This window comes from Streptomyces sp. NPDC048751 (genome assembly GCF_043198595.1).
GTDB lineage: Bacteria > Actinomycetota > Actinomycetes > Streptomycetales > Streptomycetaceae > Streptomyces.
Genome location: NZ_JBICUX010000001.1, coordinates 732,034 through 753,488, shown reverse-complemented (window position 1 = coordinate 753,488; position 21,455 = coordinate 732,034). Strand labels below are relative to the sequence as shown.

Here is a 21,455-nt window from a genome sequence, read left to right as displayed (position 1 = left end):
CCCTGGGGGCTGAGGCTGCCGCCTGGCACCGAGCTGGGCCCGAGGGCCACAAGCTGGGCATCCTGACGGCTGCGGCCGATCCCGAGGGCCACCCGGACCGACGCCCGTCCACCGAGGCCGTACGGCCCCGCCCCCACCGCATGCGCCCCGGCGCGCCCGTTCTGCTGAACCCGCACGGCCGTGCCCGCGTCTTCGCCCCGGGCAGGGGCCCGCCCGACCGACGACGCGACGCCCACCCGCACACGGGCACCGCTCACCCGGCCGGAATCGGCACTGTCGCCCGGCGGGACCAACCATCAGCCCCGCCGGCGCTCGCGCCCGCAGCCCGCCGCGCCAGAACTCGTGCGGTGGGCGACGCCATTGCCCCGGGCCGGAGGTCAGGTAGGCACCCCGGCGGACAGCCGCACCCACCCCCCACCACGAGGACCCGCACGGAGGCAGGCGCCGTCGCCCAGGCCGGAGACCGGGAGGCCCCCGGAGGGCAACCCGAGCCATCCCCCCGCCAGGACCCGCACGCACGCCGACGCCCCAGCCGGACGGACTGGCAAGCACCGAAGTACAGCCCAAGCCATCCGGGAGGGCAACCCGAGCCATCGCCCCCACCAGAACCCAGCCGGGCCGGCGCCATCCCCCCGGCCGGGAACGGGAGGGCGCCCGGAGTCACGTCGCCTTGCGGCCCGCTCCTGTCACCGCGCCGGTGACGTGTTGGACGTTCTCCAGGACGCTCGCCAGGGAGGCGATGAGTTCGGTGAGCTGGGCGATCTGGCGGGGCAGGGCGGCGAGGCCCTCGGCTGCTTCCGCCGCGCCGGAGACCACGGACGAGGCGCCACCCGCGACCTGGCCGAGGGCGCCGAGGGGGTTCGCGCCGCCGACCGCACCGGTGAGTGCGGCCAGCGGGTTCGCCGCGGCCGCCCCGGAACCGATCGCGGCAAGCGGGTTCACCCCGCCCGCGAGGGCCGCCAGCGGATTGGCGCCCGCGACCGCGGCCAACGGGTTGCCGCCCGCCAGCGCTGCCAGCGGGTTGCCCGCCCCCGCCGCCGCGTTCGCGGCGCTCGCCAGGGCCGCGACGGGGTTGGCCACACCGCCGAGGGCGGACAGCGCGCTGACCGTGCGGAGGACGTCCGCCGGCAGCCCGTTCAACGCCTGATAGGACGGCCCGGGATTGAGCCAGTCCCGGGAATTATGATCGTCTCCCTTCCGGTCGAGGATCTCGTCGAATGCCTTCTTCGTACTGTCGGCGATGTCCCCGATGAGATCCTTGATCGTGTCCTGTGTGTTGTTCTTCGCCACGGTCACTGCCCTTTCATTTCACCGGCACCCTGAAACCCCAGGGCGCGCTTTCATGAACTCCCGGGAAAGGAACTCCGGGAAAGGAACTCCCAGAAGATGGAGATCCGGGAAATTGAATTCCGGAGAACAGGAGATCCGCTAGGCCGCCGCACCGTCCAGAGCCTGCGCGCAGACGAGCCGCAACCGCGCCCTCCCCCGCGTGAAGGCCCCTTCCGCCGCCTTCACCGAGATCTGGTGCATCCGCGCGAACTCCAGCGTGGAGATCCCCTGCGCGCGGGCCAGCACCACCTGCCTCTCCCGTCCGCGCAACTGGTCGGCCTGGCCCAGCAACCAGCGCCCGAAGTCCTTGTCGCAGACGCCCTCGTCCGGCAGCTCGGGCCCGCGTACGTCCGCCGCGCGGGTCAACAGCCGCCGCCTGCGCTCCTGTTCGCGGTAGTGGTCCACACACAGGCGCAGGGCGACGGAGGTCAGAAAGGGCCCGATGCGCGCCCGGTCCAGGTTGCCGTGGGCGGCGGCCCGCAGCATCGCCTCCTGAACCAGGTCCTCCGCGTCCTGCGCGTTCGGCAGCCGCCTGCGGACCAGCCTCATGAGGCGTTCGCGGTGACCGGCGATCACATCCCAGGATAATTTCCTCTGGAACTCATTCGAACAATTCACGAAATCCCCTCCACCCGTCATGCGAAAACTGTCCTGCGACCGACACCGACAAACGAGGGAAGGGAACGTCCACTCTTCCGCATGAAGATGGGCGGATGACGCCTTGACGCCTTCCGGTTCGTGCTAGAAATACCCAAGAAAAAAGCGGTCGACAGGTTGGTTTCTTCGGGGAAACGTCACACCGCAGGGGAAAGCCTCACGGAGGCATACAGGGAAAAAAGTCAGGGCCCTGTCTCACATGATGTGAGACAGGGCCCTGAGCTGGGCGAACTGCCCGACGTTCCTGTCGGGACGACAGGATTTGAACCTGCGACCCCTTGACCCCCAGTCAAGTGCGCTACCAAGCTGCGCCACGTCCCGTTGCACCTCACGCGGCGGACCGCGTGAACACGCAGGTAAACACTACCGCACGCCCGCCGTGCCCCGACAATCGCGGCAGCCGGCCGCGGACCCGGCCGGCGCGGGAGGCCCCGACACGGACCGCGCCGAGCGCCGGGCGCCGGGGCGGCCCACCTCTCACCCTCCGGCGAGGTCGTCAAGAACGGAAACTCCTCGGCGACCGCCGCGGGGCGGCGAAGTGCACCCCTATTCGGACATGCCGCACCAACGGATCCCCACCCCTGGACCAACCATGTTTCGCCGATGTGTGATCAGCGTGAACTGGCGCGTCAAGTAGGGGGATTGGGCTGTTTTCCGACCCCCGGGGCCACGCCGATGATTGACCGGATCACGACGGCACCACACTGCCGAGGTCGTTCAACATTGACCCGCGAGTAACAACAGCACGCGCTCCGGCCCCTCATGCCCTCCCGGCGGATTCCGATTCGCCGTTTTTGTTGTCCCGCCCCCCCACCGTGCGGTTTCACCTGATTCGGAGAATCATGACGCCCGCTGTGCGCTCCGAGGACATGATCATCGGCATCACCCCGTTCGGTGAGCCCGACCCCAGGCTCGCCGCGGCGGTCGCCCGCGCCGGCGGGCTCGGCGTACTGGACCTGGCGACCGGCGACCGAAGAGCCCGGGAGGCCCTGGCACGCCTGATCCGCACGGGCCCCGGCCGCCCCTTCGGGGTCCGCGTCGGCCCACAGTGCCGCCTGGACCCGGCGGACCTCCCCTCCGACCCCCACGCCTACGACGCAGACGCCCACGGACCAGCCACCTCCCGCCCCGGAGCCGCACAACCCCGCAACGGCCTCCATACGATCGTCCTCGCCCCGGACGCCGCGTGGCGGGTGCGGGACGTGGCCGCGCGGTACCGCGTGCTGGTGGAGGTCACGGACCTGGGCGGTGCGCGGGAGGCGGTCCGTGCCGGGGCGCACGGGCTGATCGCGCGCGGCAGCGAGTGCGGCGGCCGGATCGGTGAGCTCGGCACGTTCGTCCTGCTGCAACAGCTGCTCGGCGCGCCCGATGTGCGGCTCCCGGTGTGGGCCTGCGGTGGTATCGGCCCCCGGACGGCCGCCGCCGCGGTGGCGGGCGGGGCGGCCGGCGTGGTCCTGGACAGCCAGCTCGCGCTGCTGGCCGAGTCCGCGCTGCCGGAGCAGGCCGCGGCGGCGCTGCGTTCCCTGGACGGCTCGGAGACCGTCGTCCTGGCCGGTCACCGCGTGCTGCTCCGCCGCGGCCCGGACGCCCCGCGGATCCCGGCCGACGACCCGGACGCGGTGGCGGCGTCGCTGGGCGCGCAGGACTCGCGGACCCAACTGCTGCCGGTGGGTCAGGACGGCTTCCTCGCCGCCCGCTTCGCCGGCCGCTGGGGCGACGTGGGGCGGACGGTGCGCGCCCTGACGGACGCGGTGCGGGACGCCGTGCGCGACGAGGGGCCGGCCGGGGCGCTGACGGCGGACTCGGCGATGAGCCGGGCACTCGGCACCCGGCTGCCCGTCGCCCAGGGGCCGATGACCCGGGTCAGTGACGGGGCCGCGTTCGCCGCCGCCGTCGCCGGGGACGGCGCGCTGCCGTTTCTCGCGCTGGCGCTGGCGAGCGGCGAGCAGGCGCGGGAGATGCTCACGCGGACCCGGGCCGCCGTGGGCGACCGGCCCTGGGGCGTGGGTGTGCTCGGCTTCGCGCCGGAGGACGTACGGACCGCGCAGTTGGAGGCGGTACGGCAGCTGCGGCCCACGCACGCGATCATCGCGGGCGGGCGTCCGTCCCAGGCTCAGGCGCTGGAGCGGGACGGGATCCGCACCTTTCTGCACGTGCCGTCGCCGGGTCTGCTGGGGCAGTTCCTGCGGGCCGGGGCGCGCAGGTTCGTGTTCGAGGGGGCCGAGTGCGGCGGGCATGTCGGGCCGCGCGGCAGCTTCCCGCTGTGGGAGGCGCAGTCGGCGGTCCTGGAGGACTTCCTGGAAGAGCACCCCGACGTCCCCGCGGCCGACCTCGAGGTGTTCTTCGCGGGCGGTGTCCACGACGAGCGCTCGGCGGCGATGGTGGCCGCGCTCGCCGCGCCCCTCACCGCACGCGGGGCGGCCGTCGGTGTCCTCATGGGCACGGCGTACCTGTTCACCGAGGAGGCCGTGGCGCACGGCGCGATCCGGCCGCTCTTCCAGCGCCGGGTGCTGGACGCGGACCGTACGACGCTGCTGGAGACCGCGCCCGGCCACGCCACCCGCTGCGTGCCCAGCCCGTTCACCGCCGACTACCGCGAGCACGAGGCCCGGCTGCGGGCCGGCGGCGTACCCGACCGGGGGGTCTGGGAGGAGTTGGAGCGGCTCAACGTCGGGCGGCTGCGCATCGCCAGCAAGGGCGTCGAGCGCGACGCGGGCGGGGCGCTCACGCCCGTGGACGAGCGACGGCAGCTCGCCGAGGGGATGTTCATGGCCGGGGAGGTCGCCGTACTGCGCTCGGCGACCACCACCGTCGAGGCGCTGCACCGCTCGGTGACGACGGGAGCGGCCGACTTCCTCTCCGCGCGGGCCGAGGCCCTGCGCACGCGTCTGGGCGTCGGCACCGTCGCGGAGCCCGCGGCGCCCGCCCCGCTCGACGTCGCCGTCGTCGGCATGGCCTGCATGTTCCCGCAGGCGCCCGACCTTCCCGCCTTCTGGGCGAACGTCCTCGGCGGCCACGACGCCGTCACCGAGGTGCCGCCCGAGCGCTGGGACCCGGACGTCCACCACACCCAGGGCGCCACGGCCTCCAAGTGGGGCGGCTTCCTCCCCCCGATCCCCTTCGACCCGCTGCGCTACGGCATCCCGCCCACCTCACTCGGCGGCATCGAGCCGGTCCAGCTGCTGTCCCTGGAGGCCGCCCGGCGCGCCCTGGAGGACGCCGGGTACGGCGACGGCGGACGGGACTTCGACCGCTCGCGCACCTCGGTGGTGTTCGGCGCGGAGGCGGGCAGCGACCTGTCCAACGCGGCGACGCTGCGTGCCGTGCTGCCCTCGTACTACGGGAAGGTCCCCGACGGCCTCGACGAGCAGTTGCCCCGGCTGACCGAGGACTCCTTCCCCGGCATGCTCGCCAACGTCATCTCCGGGCGCATCGCCAACCGCCTGGACCTCGGGGGCGCGAACTACACGGTGGACGCGGCCTGCGCCTCGTCGCTGGCCGCGGTCGACGTGGCCTGCAAGGAACTCGTCGGCGGCACCAGCGACGTCGTACTGTGCGGCGGCGCCGACCTGCACAACGGCATCAACGACTACGTCCTCTTCTCGTCCGTGCACGCCCTGTCCCCCACCGGCCGCTCCCGAGCCTTCGACTCCTCGGCCGACGGCATCGCGCTCGGCGAGGGCGTCGCCTGCGTCGTGCTGAAACGGCTCGCGGACGCCGAGCGCGACGGCGACCGGATCTACGGTGTGATCAAGGGAGTCGGCAGCGCGAGTGACGGCCGCTCGCTCGGGCTCACGGCACCGCGTCCCGAGGGCCAGCGGACCGCGCTGGAGCGGGCCTACCGCAACGCGGGCGTCTCTCCTGCCGATGTCGGGCTCGTCGAGGCGCACGGCACCGGGACCGTGGTCGGCGACCGTACCGAACTCACCGTGCTGAGCGAGGTGTTCGACGCGGCCGGGGCGCGGCCCGGCGGGTGTGTGCTCGGCTCCGTCAAGTCGCAGGTCGGCCACACCAAGTGCGCCGCCGGACTCGCGGGCCTGATCAAGACCGTGCTGGCGCTGTACACCGGCGTCCGCCCGCCCACGCTGCACGTAGACCGTCCCAACAAGGCCTGGGAGGAGGGCGCCAGCCCCTTCGTCTTCCACCGGCGGGCGCTGCCCTGGGCGGCTCCGGCGGAGCAACGCCTCGCGGGGCTCAGCGCGTTCGGCTTCGGCGGGACCAACTTCCACGTGGTGCTCGCCGCCCACGCGGACGGCGTACCGCCGGAGCACGGTCTCGACGCGTGGCCCGCCGAGCTGTTCACCTTCCGTGGCCGGGACACGGCGGCGGCGCACCGCGCGATCGAGGAGCTGTTGAAGGCCGCCGAGGCCGACGGCCGGCCCTGGCGCCTACGCGACCTCGCGCTGAGCGCGACCCGCCGCTCCGACCGGTGCGACCCGAGCCGCGAGCCGGTCCGGGTCGCCGTCGTGGCGACGGACGTGGAGGGGCTGATCGGCCGACTGAGGCGAGCACTGGCCGGGGAGCACGATCCGGCGCGGGGGATTCATCTGGCGGGACGCACGGCGGAGGAGCCTCCCGGCAAGGTCGCCTTCCTCTTCCCCGGTCAGGGCAGTCAGCGGGTCGGCATGCTCGCCGACGTCTTCGTCGCCTTCCCGGAGTTGCGGCACTACCTCGAACTCGGGCGCGGCCACGCCGACGTGCTCTATCCGCCGGCCCCCTTCGACGACGCCGTGCGCGACCGGCAGCGGGAGGCGCTGACCGACACCCGGGCCGCGCAGCCCGCACTCGGCATCGCTGGGCTCGCCGCGCACGCCCTGCTCACGACGGCGGGCGTGCGCCCCGACATGGCGGCCGGGCACAGCTACGGCGAACTGGTCGCCCTGTGCGCGGCCGGGGCCCTCGACCCCGGGACCCTGCTGGAGCTCAGTACGGAGCGGGCGGCGGCGATCCTCGCGGCCGCCGGGGACGACCCGGGTGCCATGGCCGCGGTGTCGGCCGGTGCCGAGGACGTCGTAGGGGCGCTGCGGGCGGGCGACGTACCGGACTCGGTGGTCGTCGCCAACCGCAACGCGCCCGGGCAGACCGTGATCTCCGGCCCGGTGGACGCCGTCAGCGACGCGGTGCGGCTGCTGCGCGAGGCCGGGTTCGGTGCCCAGCGCATCCCGGTGGCATGCGCCTTCCACAGCCCGCTGGTCGCCGGCGCCGCCGACCGGTTCGCCGAGGCGCTCGCGGCGCGCCCCGTACGGCCGCCCGAGTTCCCGGTGTGGGCCAACCGCACCGCCGCCCCCTACACCGCCGACGCGGACGCGGTACGGGCCGAGCTCGCCGCCCAGATCGGCGCCCCGGTCGCCTTCGTCGAGCAGGTCGAGGCGATGTACGAGGCGGGCGCCCGCGTCTTCGTCGAGGCGGGCCCGGGGTCCGTGCTGACCCGGCTGGTGGGGCAGATCCTCGGCGACCGCCCGCACCGCGCGGTGGCGTGCGAGCCGCGCCCGGACAGCGGACTGCGCGGCTGGCTCGACGCCCTGGCCCAACTCGCCGTCGCGGGGCTGCCGGTGCGCACCGGGTGGCTGCTGCGCGGCCGGGACACCGTCGACGCGGTGCGTACGCCGGTGCCGAAGCGGCCCGGCTGGACGGTCGACGGACAGCTGGTGCGCACCGCCGCCGGAGAACTCCTGCCCGGTGCGCTCGCACCGGCCCGACGAGTCGTGGAGACGACTGTGACGACGAACCCCCCACCCGGCGTCCCGTCCGACCGGGACGCCCTGATCGCCGAGTTCCTGCGCACCAGCCGCGAGATGGTCGCGGCGCAGCGGGACGTGCTGCTGACGTACTTCGGGGCGGTGCCCGGGGAGCGGATCGCCGCGCCGGCCGCGCCGGTCGCGGTCGAGACGCCGGTCGCTCCCCCGGTGGCCGCGCAGATCGCGCCCGCTGCCGTGCCGGAGCCCGAGCCGGCCCCGGGCCCCGAGTCCCCCGGGGCGACGGACGTGGAGCGGATGGTGCTGGAGATCATCAGTGAGCGCACCGGCTACCCCGTGGACATGATCGAGCCCGACCTCGATCTGGAGGCGGACCTCAGCATCGACTCGATCAAGCGCGCGGAGATCGCCGGTGAGCTGGCCCGGCGCCTGGGCGCCGGGGACGCCACGGACCTCGCCGGTCTGGACGACGCCGAGCTGGAGGAGCTGGCGAAGGCGCGGACGGCGGCGGCGGTGACGGCGTGGCTGACGGCACGGCTGGGCGTGCCAGGGGGTCCGGCGGCCCCGGAGCAGCGCCCCGCCGACACCGCCGCACCGGCTCCCCGGCACCCGGCCGACACCGCCGCCCAGGCCCCGGACGAGCCCCCCGCTCCCCACGTGACCGGCGACGCGCCGAAGCGGTACCTCGTGCGACCGGTCCCCCTCGCCCAGGGCGGCTCCGCCGACCCCGCCGCCGTCCTGTCCGGCACCCGGTTCGTGGTCCTCGGCGACGGCCCGGGGGGCGTGGCCGAGGAGGTTCGGGCCAGGCTGGTCTCCTACGGTGCCGATGTCGTCGTACGCGCTCGGGAGCACCTGCTCACGGAGGCGGACGGCGCTGACGCTGTCGACGGGGTGCTGTACCTCGCCCCGCTCGCGGCCGACGGCGCGCCGGTGCTGCCCGACGCGTTCCCGGTGCTGAAGGCCGCGTTGGCCCGTGGGCCGCGCCGGCTGCTGGCCGTCCGGTCCGCCGACGGTGACGCGCCGGACCGGGGGGCGGCGGGGTTGCACGGGCTGTTCCGTACGGTGGCGCGGGAGTACCCGGACCTGGTCGCGCGGGTCGTCGACCTCACCGACACCGCGCCCGGGGCCGTCGCGGAGGCGCTGGTCGCCGAGCTGACCGCCCCCGAAAGGGCCCCGGTCGTCCTGCGCACGGCGACCGGACGCCACGGCCTGGAGCTCGTCGAGACGCAGCTCGGCACGCTGGGCAGCACGGGTGCCGGGCCGGCCGGAGACGGGGCCGCCGAGGCCGCCGCGCTCGGCCTGGACCGCGACTCGGTGGTTCTGCTGGCCGGCGGGGCGCGGGGCATCACCGCGCGGTTCGCCGCCGCGCTCGCGGCCGCCTCCCGGTGCCGGATCGAGCTGCTCGGCCGGACCCCCGCCCCCGACGGGCCCGAGGACCCGGCGACCGCCGGTGCCCGCACCGCCGCCGAGCTGCGGACGGTACTCGCCTCCCGAGGTGGCCTGACTCCGGCCGAGATCAACCGTGCCGCCTCGCTCGTCCTCGCCCAGCGGGAGATCACCGCCACGTTGGAGGAGCTCACCGCGCTCGGCAGCCGCGTCCGCTACCGCTCGGTGGACTTCCGGGAGCCGGAGGCGGTGCGCCAGGCGGTCAAGGAGATCCACGCCGAGCACGGACGCCTCGACGGTGTGGTGCACGCGGCGGGTGTGATCGAGGACCGGCTCATCGCCGAGAAGACGGCCGAGTCCTTCCAACGCGTCTTCGGCACCAAGGCGGCGGGCGCGGGCGCCCTGTTCACGGCGCTGGAGGAGTTGCCCGAGGGGCCGGCGTTCGCAGTGCTGTTCGGCAGCATCTCCGCCGTCCTGGGCAACCGGGGCCAGGCGGACTACGCGGCCGCCAACGACGCCCTGGAGTCCCTCGGCACCGCGTGGGCCGTCCGCACCGGGCGCCGGGCGCTGACCGTGCACTGGGGGCCGTGGGCGCCCGGCGACGGCCACACCGGCATGGTGGGCCCCGAACTGGCCCGTGAGTACGCCCGGCGCGGCATCCGGCTGATCGACCCGGAGGAGGGCACGGCGGCCCTGTTGCGGGAGCTCGCCTGGGGCGATCCGTCGGCCACGTCCGTCGTCTACACCGCGTCGGGCTGGTGACCGCAGCTGTGACGCACCGTCAAGTTCCGGTCGCGGTGGTGGGGATGGCGGTGCTGCTGCCCGGCGCCGCCGACCTGGACGGGTACTGGAGGAACCTGCGGGACGGCGTGGACGCGATCGGTGAGGTGCCGGACGGGCGCTGGGACCCCGCCTACTACCGTCCCGGTGCCGCCTCCGAACCGGCCGTCGCGGACCGGGTGTACGCCCGGCGGGGCGGGTTCGTGGACTCGCTGGCCGAGGTGGAGGTCACCCGGTTCGGGATCATGCCCAACTCGGTGGCCGGCACCGAGCCCGACCAGCTCATCGCGCTGCACGTGGCCGCCGCGGCCCTCGACGACGCGGGCGGCGCCGACCGCCTGCCCGACCGGGGGCGCGTCGGTGTCGTCCTCGGCCGGGGCGGCTACCTCACTCCCGGCCTGGTACGGCTGGACCAGCGGGTGCGTACGGCGGGCCAGCTCGTCCGCACGCTGGGCGAGTTGCTGCCCGACCTGACGCCCGGCCAACTCGAACGCGTCCGCGCCGCGTTCACCGACCGCCTGGGCCCCGACAGCCCCGAGTCCGCCATCGGCCTGGTGCCCAACCTCGCCGCTTCCCGGGTCGCCAACCGGCTCGACCTGCGCGGGCCCGCGTACACCGTGGACGCGGCGTGCGCCTCGTCGCTCGTCGCGGTCGACCAGGCCGTGGGCGAACTGGCCACCGGGCGCTGCGACCTGATGCTCGCCGGGGGCGTCCACCACTGCCACGACATCACGCTGTGGAGCGTGTTCTCCCAACTGCGCGCCCTCTCCCCCAGCCAGCGCATCCGCCCCTTCCACCGGGACGCCGACGGCATCCTGATCGGCGAGGGCACGGGTGTGGTCGTCCTCAAGCGGCTGGCCGACGCCGAGCGCGACGGCGACCGGATCTACGCGGTGATCCGGGGCACGGGAGTGGCGAGCGACGGACGCGCGGCGGGCCTGGTCAATCCCGACCCCGGCGGCCAGGCCCAGGCCGTGCGCCAGGCCTGGCGGGCCGCGGGGCTGGACCCGGCCGAGCCCGGCTCCGTCGGCCTTCTGGAGGCACACGGCACGGCGACACCGGCGGGCGACACGGCTGAACTGACCACACTGGCCGAGGTGTTCGGACCGGCCGGGAGTCAGGCGGGCGGGCGTGCGGTGATCGGCTCGGTGAAGTCGATGATCGGCCACACCATGCCCGCCGCCGGAGTCGCCGGACTCGTCAAGGCGGCCCTCGCCCTCCACCACGGAACCCTCCTGCCGACCCTCCACTGCGACGACCCCCACCCGGCGCTGGCGGCGACACGGTTCCGCACGCTGGAGACGGCGACCCCGTGGGAGACGTCCCCCGACCGTCCCATCCGGCGTGCCGCCGTGAACGCCTTCGGGTTCGGCGGGATCAACGCGCACGTGGTGCTGGAGGAGGCCCCGAGGCCCACGCAGCGACAGCCGCACGGGTTCGCGGCCCTCACCCCCTCCGCGCACACGGCCGAACACCGACCGGCGCCGGTCCTCGACGTCACCGAACCCGAGCCCGTGCTGCTCCTGGCCGCCGACGGACCCGACCGGCTCGCGGCCCTGCTCGACGCCGACGACACCTCCGTACGCGCCTCCGGTCTCGACCCCGCCCTCCCGTATCCGGACGCCGGCCGGACCCGGGTCGGCATCGTCGGGCCGACCGCCAAGCGGCTCGCCCTGGCCCGTCGGGCGGTCGCCAAGGGGCGGGGCTGGCACGGCCGGAGCGACGTCTGGTTCCGGCCCGGCCCGCTCCTGGGCACCGGGGCGTCCGAGGCGGGGAAGCTGGCCTTCGTCTTCCCGGGCCTGGAGGGCGAGTTCACCCCGCAGGTCGACGACGTCGCGGCGCACTTCGGGCTCCCCGGACCACCGGTGCGACGGGGCCGGGTCGACGACGTGGGCCGGCACGGATTCGGTGTGGTCGCCGTCGGCCGGCTCCTGGACGCGGCGCTGCGCCGTACGGGCGTCGTACCGGACGCGGTCGCCGGGCACAGCGTCGGCGAGTGGACCGCGATGACGGCGGCCGGGCTGTACTCCGGGGACGAGGTCGACGCCTTCATGGCGGCCTTCGACCCGGACTCGGTGAGCGTGCCGGGTCTGGCCTTCGGCGCGCTGGGCGCTCCCGCGGAGCGCGTGCTCGCCGCCCTGAAGGAGGAGTGGGCGGGGGCCGGGCTCGTGCTGTCCCACGACAACGCGCCCGGCCAGTCGATGGTGTGCGGGCCGGACGCCGCGGTCGAGGAGTTCGTACGGTCGTTCCGCGCGCGGGGTGTACTCAGCCAGGTGCTGCCGTTCCGCTCCGGTTTCCACACGCCGATGCTGGAGCCCTACCTGGGCCCGATCAAGGAAGCCGCCCGGCGCTTCCGGCTGCACCGGCCCACCGTGCCCGTGTGGTCCGGGACCACCGCGGCGCCCTTCCCCGACGACGAGGCGGAGATACGGGCCCTGTTCGTCCGGCACCTGCTGGAACCCGTCCGCTTCCGACAGCTCACGCAGGCCCTCTACGCGGCAGGACACCGGACGTTCGTGCAGGTCGGCCCCGGGCAGCTCGGCTCGCTGATCGGCGACACCCTCGGCACCCGCGACCACCTCGTCGTCCCCGCCAACTCCCCCCACCGCACCGGCCTCGCCCAACTGCTGAGGGTGACCACCGCGCTGTGGACGGCGGGCGCGAGCGTCGCTCCGGCGCTACGACGACCCGCGCACGCCCACGCCTCGGCGACACTCGGCGCCGCCGCCCCCACCTCGGTGCGGACACAACGGCCGCCCGTACGGCTCGACCTCGGCGGCGCGCTCGTCTCCCTCGCCCCGCGGCCCCTCGCCGAGCTGCGCGCCGAGCTCGGCGCCACGCATCCCGGCCCGGCATCGTCGTCCCCGGCCCCGGCCGGTGCCCGAGTCGTCGTGGGCGCCCCCGGTGCGGTCGCCCCCTCACCGCTGGACACGCTCGCCGGACGCCATCCGGTCGCCGCGGAGCTCAGCGCGCTCCTGCGCGACACGGCGGACACGGCGGCGGCGCTGATCACCGCGAACGGACGCCGCGCGGCACCGGCCCTGGCTCCGGCTCCGGCTCCGGCTCCGGCTCCGGCACAAGTCCAGGCCGTCACACCCGCCGTCTGGCGCACGACCGTCCGCGTCTCCCCCGACACCATGCCCTACCTCCTCGACCACTGCTTCTTCCCTCAACGCCCCAACTGGCCGGACATCACCGACCGTTGGCCCGTCGTCCCGGCGACGACGATCGTTCAGCACCTCATGGACGCGGCGCGCGAGGCGGCCCCGGGGAGCGTGCCGGTCGCCGTGCACGGGGCGCGGTTCGAGGAGTGGCTGACGGCGACGCCGGCCGTGGACGTACCGGTCACGGTGAAACCCGACGGCCCGAACCGCCTCGCCGTCTCCTTCGGCCCCCGCGCCCGTGCCGTCGTGGAACTGGCCCCCGCCTACCCGGCGCACCCGCCCGCCCCCTGGCACACCGACCCCGCCTCGGAGCGCACCCCGGACCACACGGCGGCGCAGCTCTACGGTGAACGGTGGATGTTCCACGGCCCGGCGTTCCAGGGCGTCACCGAGCTGACCGCGATCGGTGAGAGGCAGGTGCGGGGCGTCATCACCACCCCGCCCGCGCCGGGCGCCCTGCTGGACAACGTGGGCCAGATCCTCGGCTACTGGATCATGGCGACCCGCACCGAGCGGACGGTCGTGTTCCCGGTCGGGATGCGGGAGATGCGGTTCCACGGGCCGCACCCGGCGCCGGGTACCGAGGTGGCCTGCCTCGTGCGGATCACCTCGCTCACCGACACCGTCCTGGAGGCCGACGTCCAGCTGACGGTCGACGGCACGGTGTGGGCGGAGCTGTACGGCTGGCAGGACCGCCGCTTCGACAACGACCCGAAGACCCGTCCCGTCGAACGCTTCCCGGAGCGCAACACGCTCTCCGAGGCCCGGCCGGGCGGCTGGTCGCTGCTGCACGAGCGGTGGCCGGACCTGGCCTCCCGCGAGCTGATCATGCGCAACTCACTGGGCGGCGAGGAGCGTTCGGAGTACGCCGGGCACGCCCCGCGCGGGCGCCGGCAGTGGCTCCTGGGCCGGATCGCGGTCAAGGACGCCGTACGCCAGTGGCTGTGGGACCACGGCGAGGGCCCGGTCTTCCCTGCCGAACTGCGGGTCCACAACGACGAGTTGGGCCGCCCGTACGTCACCGGAACGCACGGCCGGACGCTGCCCCCACTGGACGTTTCGCTGGCCCACCGTGCGGAGGCGGGCGTCGCGATCGTACGTCCGCACACGCCCGGCCCCGGCCCGGGCATCGACATCGAGGAGGTCACCGAGCGGGCACCGGAGACCTTGGACGTCGCCCTCGACGCGGACGAACTCCGGCTGCTCAAGCGTTTGTCGACCACCACCGGCGATTCCCGGGCGCTGTGGTTCACCCGCTTCTGGACGGCGAAGGAGGCGGTCGCCAAGGCGGAGGGCACCGGATTCGGCGGTCGGCCGAGGGACTTCGCGGTGCTCGACGCGACTCCGGACGGCGACCGGCTGACCGTCTCGGGCCGACTGGAACGCGCCTACACCGTGCACTGCGCCCCGGCCGCCAACCCGCCCGGCCTGCCGGAGCGGGCCTATGTCGTGGCCTGGACGACGGGCCCCACCGAAGCGAAGGAGTACGACCGATGAGCCCCCACACCCCCGTCACCGCCGACGAGGAGTCCGTCCTCGCCGACATCACCGGCATGCTCGCGAAGCTCCTGGAGGACGAGTACGGCCTCGACGACGTCGAGATCGGCATGGCCACCACGTTCAACCGCGACCTGGAGCTGGAGAGCATCGACCTCGTGGCGCTGGCCGGTCTTCTGCAGGAGCGGTACGGCGAACAGGTCAACTTCGCGGAGTTCCTGGCCGGGATGGAGTTCGAGGAGATCATCGAGCTGACGGTCGGACGGCTCGTCGAGTACGTCGTGACCAGTCTGAAGGCGGCGGGGGCGAGCTGACGCATGGCGACGGTCGACACCGGCACCGTCCGGTTGCACGTGCAGCGGATCGGCCCCCGGGAGGGCCGCGAGCCCGTCGCCACGGTGGTGCTCGTGCACGGACTGCTCACCGACAGCCTGGCCAGCTACTACTTCACCGTGGCACCGGCGTTCGCGGCGGCCGGCCTCGACGTCGTCATGTACGACCTTCGGGGTCACGGCCGCAGCGAACGCCCGGCCCGCGGCTACACCCTGGACGACAACATCGACGACCTGGAGGCGCTCCTCGACCGCCTGGACGTGACCGGCCCGGTGCACCTGGTCGGCAACTCCTACGGCGGCACCATCGCCTTCGGTTACGCCGCACGCCACCCGGAGCGGGCCGCGAGCGTCTGCCTGATCGAGTCCGAACCCGCCACCGCCGCCTGGGCCGTGAAGCTCGGCGGCATCCTGCACCGGGTGCTGACCCAGCTGGCGTACAACGAGCCCGACGCCCTCGCGTGGATCACCGCGAACCGCGGTCACAACACCGCGCGCCTGGCCAAAGGGGCAGCCCGCCTCGCCCGTGAGACCACCCTCGGCCAGGACATCCCGGCCAGCAGGGTGCTGACGGAGGACCGGATACGGGCGGTGCGCTGTCCGGTGCTCGGTGTGTACGGCGGCGACTCCGACCTCGTCGAACTGGCGCCCCGGCTGGAGTCGTTGCTGCCGGACTGCCGGACGGTGGTGGTGCCGGGGCACGAGCACTCGGTCCTGGTGGAGGCGTCGGGTGTCGTGGGCGGGGCCGTCCTGACCCTGATCGACCGGGCCCGCGAGGCACGGGCGGGGGCGGAGGCGCGGTGAGCGGATTCCTGTTCGTCGTACCGCCGTTGACCGGGCACATCAACCCGACGGTGGGTGTGGCCGCCGAACTGCGCGCCCGGGGGCACCGGGTGGCATGGGTGTGCGCCGATGCCCGGCTGGTGCGGGGGCTCGCGGGGGACGATGCCGAGGTGTTCGCCTGCGCCGGGGCCCCGGAAGGGAGCCGGCCGCCCGAGCTGCGCGGGCCGGAGGCGCTGAGGTTCCTGTGGGAGTGGTACCTGCTGCCGCTGGCCGAGGCGATGGCGCCCGGGGTGCGCATGGCGGTCGCGGAGTTCCGGCCCGACGTGGTGGTCGCCGACCAACAGGCCTTCGCGGGCGCGCTGGTGGCGGAGCGGCTGGGGGTGCCCTGGGCGACCTCGGCGACCACGTCGGCCGAGTTCACCGACCCGCTGTCGGGGCTGCCCAAGGTCCGCGAGTGGCTGGACGAGCGGCTGGCGGACCTGCGGGCCACCATCGGGGACCCGGCGGGCACGACCGATCCTCGGTTCTCACCTCATCTCGTACTCGCCTTCAGTACACCGGAGTTGGCCGGACAGAGGGCGGGCGTCCGCTGGGCCGGCCCCTCGATCGCGGCCCGTCCGTCCCCGTCCGAGTTCCCGTGGGAGTGGCTCGACGCCGGCCGGGCCACCGTGCTGGTCACGCTCGGCACCGCGAACACCGACGTCGGCGGCCGCTTCCTGGACGTGTGCCGGGACGCCCTGCGGGAGCGGGCGGACCGGGTGCAGGGGGTGATCGTGGACCCCGGGGGCACGCTGGGAGCGCCGGGCGACGACAAGGACGTCCTGGTCGTGGCGTCCGTACCCCAACTCGCCCTGCTGGAGCGGGGCGTGGACGCGGTGGTCTGCCATGCCGGGCACAACACCGTGTGCGAGGCGCTCTGGCACGGGGTCCCGCTCGTGGTGGCGCCCATCCGTGACGACCAGCCGGTCGTGGCCGGGCAGGTCGCGGACGCGGGCGCCGGGGTGCGGGTGCGGTTCGGCCGGGTCGGCGCGCGGAAGCTGGGCGCGGCCCTCGACACCGTGCTGGACGAGCCCGACTGCCGTACGGCGGCCGACCGGATCCGTACGGCGTTCCGCGCCGCCGGCGGGGCCCGTGCCGCAGCGGTCCATCTCGACGAGCTGGCCAGGGAGTTGTGATGAGCGACGACACCAAGCCCACCCGAGCCGATGGGGACGACACCAAGCCCGCCGCGCGGATCGCCGCGCTGCGCCCCGCCTACCGGGCCGACCTGGCCCACGGCGTGGAGCGCTTCTTCGAGCCCCGCCGCACCACCTGCCCCTGGTGCGGCTCGGACCGGCTGACCACCCGCCTGCGCACCACCGACCTGCTCCAGCACAAGCCCGGCCGCTTCGTCCTGGACCGGTGCGAGGGGTGCGGGCACACCTTCCAGAACCCGCGCCTGAACGAGGCGGGTCTGGAGTTCTACTACCGCGACTTCTACGACGGCCTGGGCGAGAAGAAGCTCGGCGACACCTTCGGCGGACGTACGAAGATGTACCGCGGCCGCGCCGAGTCGATGCTGCCGCACGACCCGGCGCCGAAGCGCTGGCTGGACGTCGGCACCGGTCACGGCCACTTCTGCGCCGCCGCCCGTGACGTCCTGCCGGACACCGTCTTCGACGGGCTCGACTTCACCGACGGCGTCGAACTCGCCGAACGCGAGGGCCGGGTGGAGCGCGGTCACCGGGGCAGCTTCCCCGAGCTGGCGCCCGAGCTGGCCGCCGGCTACGACGTGGTGAGCATGTTCCACTACCTGGAGCACAGCACCGACCCCGACCGGGAGCTGCGGTCCGCTCGGCAGGTCGTGCGCCCCGGCGGTCACCTGCTCATCGAGGTGCCGGACCCGCAGAGCCGGTACGCCCGCGTCCTCGGCCGCTGGTGGCTGCCCTGGCTCCAGCCGCAGCACCTGCACTTCGTCCCGGTCGGGAACCTGCGGCACCGGCTCGCGGAGCTGGGCTTCACCGTCGTCGCCGAGCAGCACGCCGAGCCGCACGACCCGGTGGACCTGCTGGCCGCCGTATGGCTGGCGCTGGACCACACGGCCCCGCGCGACGACGCACCGTGGCTGCCTGAGCCGCCGGGCGCCCTGCGCCGCACGGTGCGCGCCGCGTTGCTCGTCGCCGGGATTCCCGCCCTGGTCGTGGGCACCCTCCTCGACCGGTTCGCGGTGCGGCCGCTGGCGCATCGGCTGGGCCTGTCGAATGCCTATCGGATCGTGGCCAGGCGCGATTGATCGTGCTGCGCCAGGCCGCTGCATCCCAGCGACGATCAAGCGACGGGTGGCGTCCCGTGCGTGTGGAACGACTCGATGGTCTTCAGACCCCAGGCCTGGCCCTTCTTGCGCTCCTCCTCGGTCCAGGTGATCAGCGGCCAGTCGGGTGCCAGCACCAGCCGGGTGAGCGGGTTGCACAGCTCGATGCGGTTGCCGCCGGGCTCGTAGACGTACAGGAAGAACGTCTGCTGGATGGCGTGCTTGTGCGGGCCCGTCTCGATGAACACACCGGTGTCGATGGCGAGGTCGGCCGCCCGCAGGATGTCCTCGCGGGTGTCGGTCGCGAACGCGATGTGGTGCAGCCGGCCGGTGGAGCCGGTCCAGTCCGAGGTGTAGACGACGTCGTACGACTTGTCGGTGTACCTCAGCCAGCGCGCCGCGATCCGGCCGCTGTCGAGCCGGATCTGCTCGGTGGGGCGGGCGCCCAGGACCTGTTGCTGGAACTCGGCGTTGGCGAGCACGTCGGCGGCGAGGAAGTTGACGTGGTCCAGACGCCGGACTCCCACGCCCCGGTTGGGCTTGGCCTGCGGCTGGTTCTTGAGCGCGGGCCTGAGCTCGTCGGGGGCCCGGTAGTACTCGCTCTCCCAGTACAGGGCGTGTTCGTGGCCGTCCGGGTCGGTGGTGACGTACAGCTTGCCGAGTCCGGGCTCGTCCTCGGCCCAGTGGCCGGTTCCGCCCGCCTCCTCGATCGCCCCGACCCGGCGCTGGAGGGCCTCCTCGCTGGAGGTGCGCAGGGCGAGCCGGCCCAGGCCGGGCTGCTCGCGGGCGGTGAGCACCAGGCTGTGGTGCTCGTAGTCGTCGAAGGTGCGCAGGTAGACGGTGTCGCCGTCCTGCCCGTTGGCGGTGAGCCCCAGGTAGTCGGTGAAGAAGGCGACACTGGCGTCCAGGTCAGGGGTGAACAGTTCGGCGTGGCCGATGTGGGCGATGTCGCCGAGCGGCGGAGTCATCGTCGACCTCCTCGGGGTCGTGGGGGGATCGGTGCCGTCCCGGCGGACCGGGGGAACACGGTGCCGTCGAAGATCTTGCGGGCCGTACGGACCACGGCGGTCCGGCGCGCCGAAGGCAGTCCGTCGGCGGTGGTGTCCAGGCTGCTCTCGATGTCCAGGAATCCCGTGGGGTGTTCGATGCGGACAAGGTCGCCGGCGTCGTCCAGCGTGGCGATCTCCGCGCCCACACCGCCGTCGAGGCGCAGGCCCGCGGCCACACCGGCCGCGCCCAGCACCCCGATCGCCGTGTGGCAGCGCACCGGGATGAAGGTGCGGGTGGTGACCGCGCCGCCGTGGCGGGGCGGCGCCAGGAGGGTCAGCTTCGGCACCGTGGCGTCCGAGACGTCACCGAGGCCCATCAGCGCGCCCGCCGCCGACCTGATCGTGCGGAGCCGGCCGGCGAGGGCCGCGTCCTCCTCCAGGTCCCGGGGTGACTCGTAGCCGGTGACGTCGAGCGAGGCGGCCGCGATCAGCACGGTCGGCATGCCGTTGTCCACGCAGGTCACGGGCACGCCGTCGATCACGTCACGGATGTTGCCGGTGGGCAGCAACTTCCCCGCGCCGGGCGGGAACTCGATGAGCACGGGGGCCGCCGTCCCCGGCACACCCGAGATCTCGGCGTCCCCGGTGTAGTCGACCCCGCCGCCAGGGGTCGGGAAGGTCGCCGTGGCGAGGTCGCCGGTGTTGACCATGCGGATACGGACGGACGTCCGCTCCTCCCCGGCGACCACCAGTCCACGCTCCACGGCGAACGGTCCGACGCCCGCCAGGATGTTCCCGCAGTTCTGACGGCCCATCACCTCCGGCTTGTCGAGCGCGACTTGGAGGAAGAGGTAGTCGACGTCGGCCCGTGGGTCGCGGGAGGGGGACACCACGGCGACCTTGCTGGTGAGCGGATGGGCGCCTCCCAGGCCGTCGATCTGCCGCTCGTCGGGGCTGCCCATGACCCGCAGCAGCAGGTCGTCCCGGGCGGCCGGGTCGGCGGGCAGATCGTCGGCCAGGAAGTAGGCGCCCTTGGAGGTGCCGCCGCGCATCAGCAGGCAGGGCACCTCCTCGGGTCCGGCGGTCACGGCCGGTCCCCCTCGCGTGCGTACTCCTCGTACGACCGGTAGGTGACCCCCAGCTTCTTCAGGGTCTCCCGCAACCCGTAGCGGTCCAGGCCGAGTTCACCGTCCAGGAAGGCGGCGCGCGAGCGGGCCTCCTTGGCCTCGCGGGCCTCGGACGCCTCGGCCGTGGCGCGGGCGCGCTCGCGCGGGACGACCACGACACCGTCGTCGTCGGCCAGGATCACGTCACCCGCGTGGATCACCTGGCCGTCGATCGCGACCGGCACATTGACCGAGCCGCCGGTGGCCTTGACGGTGCCCTGCGCGGAGACGGCCCGCGACCAGGCCGGGAAGCCCATCTCGCGCAGCTCCTGGGTGTCGCGGATGCCGGCGTTGATGATCAGACCGCGCACCCCGCGCCGCTGGAGCGCGGTGGCGAACAGCTCGCCGAACATGCCGTCGGTGGACGGGGAGGTGGTGGTGACGACCAGGACGTCGCCCTCGCCGCACTGTTCGACGGCGGCATGGATCATGAGGTTGTCGCCGGGCCAGCTCAGCACGGTGACGGCGGTACCGGCGATCCGTACGCCCTGCTGGATGGGCCGAACTCCCGGCCCGAGCAGACCGGTTCGGCCCATCGCCTCGCTCACCGTGGCCACGCCGAAAACGGCCAGCGCGTCGACGTCCTTCAGGTCCGCCTTCGGGGGGTCGGTGACGATGACGCCGCTCACGCCAGCTCCTTCGCGATCTGCGGGTAGGGACGCATGTACGCCTCCGCCATGGTGCGGTGGGCCAGGCCGAGGTTGGGGCCCGCGTTGCGCTTGAGCTGGACGCCGCGGCGGACGGCGAGATCGGTGTAGTAGTCCCACAGGTGCTGTTGGGCGGCGAGGCACTCCATGGCCTTGCGCTTGGTCTCCCACACCTCGGTGATGTCGAGCAGGACCTCGGGCCGGAAGCCGCTCATCTCCGGCTGGTGCGGCTCGAAGTAGAAGACGGGCGGGGCGCCGATGATCTCCCCCTCGCCCGGGTAGCCGATGGCCTGGGCGAGGACACGGGCCTCGAGAGCCATGCGGTTGGCGGCCGGGTGGTCGCCGTTGTACGGGTCCTCGACCGGGTGGGTCAGCACGATGTCGGGCTGGGTCTCCCGGTGGACGGCGACGAGCCGGTCGGTCAACTCGGCTGTGGCCACCAGGGGATAGTCGCCGGCGTCGAAGAAGCGGACCTCGGCACCGAGGGTGGCGGCGGCGCGCTCGGCCTCGTCCCGGCGTATCGCCTTGATCTCCTCCAGCTTCTTGCCCTCGCGCCACGCCTTGGCCGACTCACCCCGCTCGCCGAAGGTCAGGCACGCGACGGTGACCTTCTCGCCGCGCGAGGCGGCCAGGGCGATGGCACCGCCGGCGCGCCACACGAAGTCCCCGGCGTGCGCGGTGATGACGAGAGTGGAACGTGGGGTGGCGGCGGGCGCGTTGGCCTGGGTCATGGCTCGGG

General features: G+C 74.0%; 12 protein-coding genes and 1 tRNA gene. 6 read left to right on the top strand and 7 right to left on the bottom strand.

All coding sequences use genetic code 11. The features are described 5' to 3' along the window. Window positions 1-660: 660 nt before the first annotated feature. From ACGFNV_RS03375 to ACGFNV_RS03365, 3 genes are all read right to left on the bottom strand, one after another. Window positions 661-1,290 carry a hypothetical protein gene (locus ACGFNV_RS03375; RefSeq protein WP_393618978.1) on the bottom strand — a complete coding sequence of 210 codons (630 nt, stop codon included), beginning with the start codon at window positions 1,288-1,290 and terminating at the stop codon, window positions 661-663. 138 nt (window positions 1,291-1,428) lie between these two features. After that, window positions 1,429-1,905 carry an RNA polymerase sigma factor gene (locus ACGFNV_RS03370; protein WP_393618977.1) on the bottom strand — a complete coding sequence of 159 codons (477 nt, stop codon included), beginning with the start codon at window positions 1,903-1,905 and terminating at the stop codon, window positions 1,429-1,431. A gap of 328 nt (window positions 1,906-2,233) precedes the next feature. Continuing rightward, window positions 2,234-2,307, bottom strand: a tRNA-Pro gene (locus ACGFNV_RS03365). 521 nt (window positions 2,308-2,828) lie between these two features. Between ACGFNV_RS03365 and ACGFNV_RS03360 the strand changes: the two genes are divergently transcribed. Genes ACGFNV_RS03360 through ACGFNV_RS03335 form a run of 6 tightly spaced genes read left to right on the top strand, consistent with a single transcriptional unit; the run spans window position 2,829 to window position 17,896 of the window. Continuing rightward, on the top strand, window positions 2,829-9,830 hold the full coding sequence (locus ACGFNV_RS03360) for an SDR family oxidoreductase (RefSeq protein ID WP_393618975.1): 7,002 nt from the start codon (window positions 2,829-2,831) through the stop codon (window positions 9,828-9,830). 44 nt (window positions 9,831-9,874) lie between these two features. Then, window positions 9,875-14,509: a beta-ketoacyl synthase N-terminal-like domain-containing protein gene (locus tag ACGFNV_RS03355; protein ID WP_393619997.1), complete on the top strand. Its 4,635-nt coding sequence runs from the start codon at window positions 9,875-9,877 to the stop codon at window positions 14,507-14,509. Continuing rightward, the gene (locus ACGFNV_RS03350) at window positions 14,506-14,823 is read left to right on the top strand and encodes an acyl carrier protein (RefSeq protein ID WP_133925486.1); all 318 of its coding nucleotides are present in this window, start codon (window positions 14,506-14,508) and stop codon (window positions 14,821-14,823) included. Before ACGFNV_RS03355 ends, ACGFNV_RS03350 begins: the two co-directional genes overlap by 4 nt. A gap of 3 nt (window positions 14,824-14,826) precedes the next feature. Beyond that, a complete protein-coding gene (locus tag ACGFNV_RS03345) occupies window positions 14,827-15,645 on the top strand; it encodes an alpha/beta fold hydrolase (protein WP_393618974.1) in 819 nt (272 codons plus the stop codon). Continuing rightward, window positions 15,642-16,799 (top strand): glycosyltransferase, encoded by a 1,158-nt coding sequence (locus ACGFNV_RS03340; protein WP_393618972.1) that lies wholly within the window; start codon window positions 15,642-15,644, stop codon window positions 16,797-16,799. The genes ACGFNV_RS03345 and ACGFNV_RS03340 overlap by 4 nt, the downstream gene beginning before the upstream one ends. Beyond that, window positions 16,799-17,896 (top strand): class I SAM-dependent methyltransferase, encoded by a 1,098-nt coding sequence (locus ACGFNV_RS03335; RefSeq protein WP_393618970.1) that lies wholly within the window; start codon window positions 16,799-16,801, stop codon window positions 17,894-17,896. Before ACGFNV_RS03340 ends, ACGFNV_RS03335 begins: the two co-directional genes overlap by 1 nt. Before the next feature lie 35 nt (window positions 17,897-17,931). On the opposite strand, the gene ACGFNV_RS03330 is transcribed toward ACGFNV_RS03335, so the two are convergent. From ACGFNV_RS03330 to ACGFNV_RS03315, 4 genes are read right to left on the bottom strand one after another with little or no spacing between them, the layout of a single operon-like run. Next, window positions 17,932-18,882 carry a catechol 2,3-dioxygenase gene (locus tag ACGFNV_RS03330; RefSeq protein WP_393618968.1) on the bottom strand — a complete coding sequence of 317 codons (951 nt, stop codon included), beginning with the start codon at window positions 18,880-18,882 and terminating at the stop codon, window positions 17,932-17,934. After that, a complete protein-coding gene (locus tag ACGFNV_RS03325; RefSeq protein ID WP_393618966.1) occupies window positions 18,879-19,991 on the bottom strand; it encodes a 4-oxalomesaconate tautomerase in 1,113 nt (370 codons plus the stop codon). Before ACGFNV_RS03325 ends, ACGFNV_RS03330 begins: the two co-directional genes overlap by 4 nt. Next, the gene (locus tag ACGFNV_RS03320) at window positions 19,988-20,698 is read right to left on the bottom strand and encodes a 4-carboxy-4-hydroxy-2-oxoadipate aldolase/oxaloacetate decarboxylase (protein ID WP_393618965.1); all 711 of its coding nucleotides are present in this window, start codon (window positions 20,696-20,698) and stop codon (window positions 19,988-19,990) included. The genes ACGFNV_RS03325 and ACGFNV_RS03320 overlap by 4 nt, the downstream gene beginning before the upstream one ends. After that, entirely contained in the window at window positions 20,695-21,447 is a 753-nt protein-coding gene (locus ACGFNV_RS03315) for a PIG-L deacetylase family protein (protein WP_393618964.1), read from the bottom strand. Before ACGFNV_RS03315 ends, ACGFNV_RS03320 begins: the two co-directional genes overlap by 4 nt. Window positions 21,448-21,455 lie beyond the last annotated feature (8 nt).

Coding starts and splice junctions, on each gene's coding strand:
- ACGFNV_RS03360 (WP_393618975.1), top strand. CDS start 2,829: ATGACGCCCGCTGTGCGCTCCGAGGACATGATCATCGGCATCACCCCG.
- ACGFNV_RS03355 (WP_393619997.1), top strand. CDS start 9,875: ATGGCGGTGCTGCTGCCCGGCGCCGCCGACCTGGACGGGTACTGGAGG.
- ACGFNV_RS03350 (WP_133925486.1), top strand. CDS start 14,506: ATGAGCCCCCACACCCCCGTCACCGCCGACGAGGAGTCCGTCCTCGCC.
- ACGFNV_RS03345 (WP_393618974.1), top strand. CDS start 14,827: ATGGCGACGGTCGACACCGGCACCGTCCGGTTGCACGTGCAGCGGATC.
- ACGFNV_RS03335 (WP_393618970.1), top strand. CDS start 16,799: ATGAGCGACGACACCAAGCCCACCCGAGCCGATGGGGACGACACCAAG.
- ACGFNV_RS03330 (WP_393618968.1), bottom strand. CDS start 18,882: ATGACTCCGCCGCTCGGCGACATCGCCCACATCGGCCACGCCGAACTG.
- ACGFNV_RS03315 (WP_393618964.1), bottom strand. CDS start 21,447: ATGACCCAGGCCAACGCGCCCGCCGCCACCCCACGTTCCACTCTCGTC.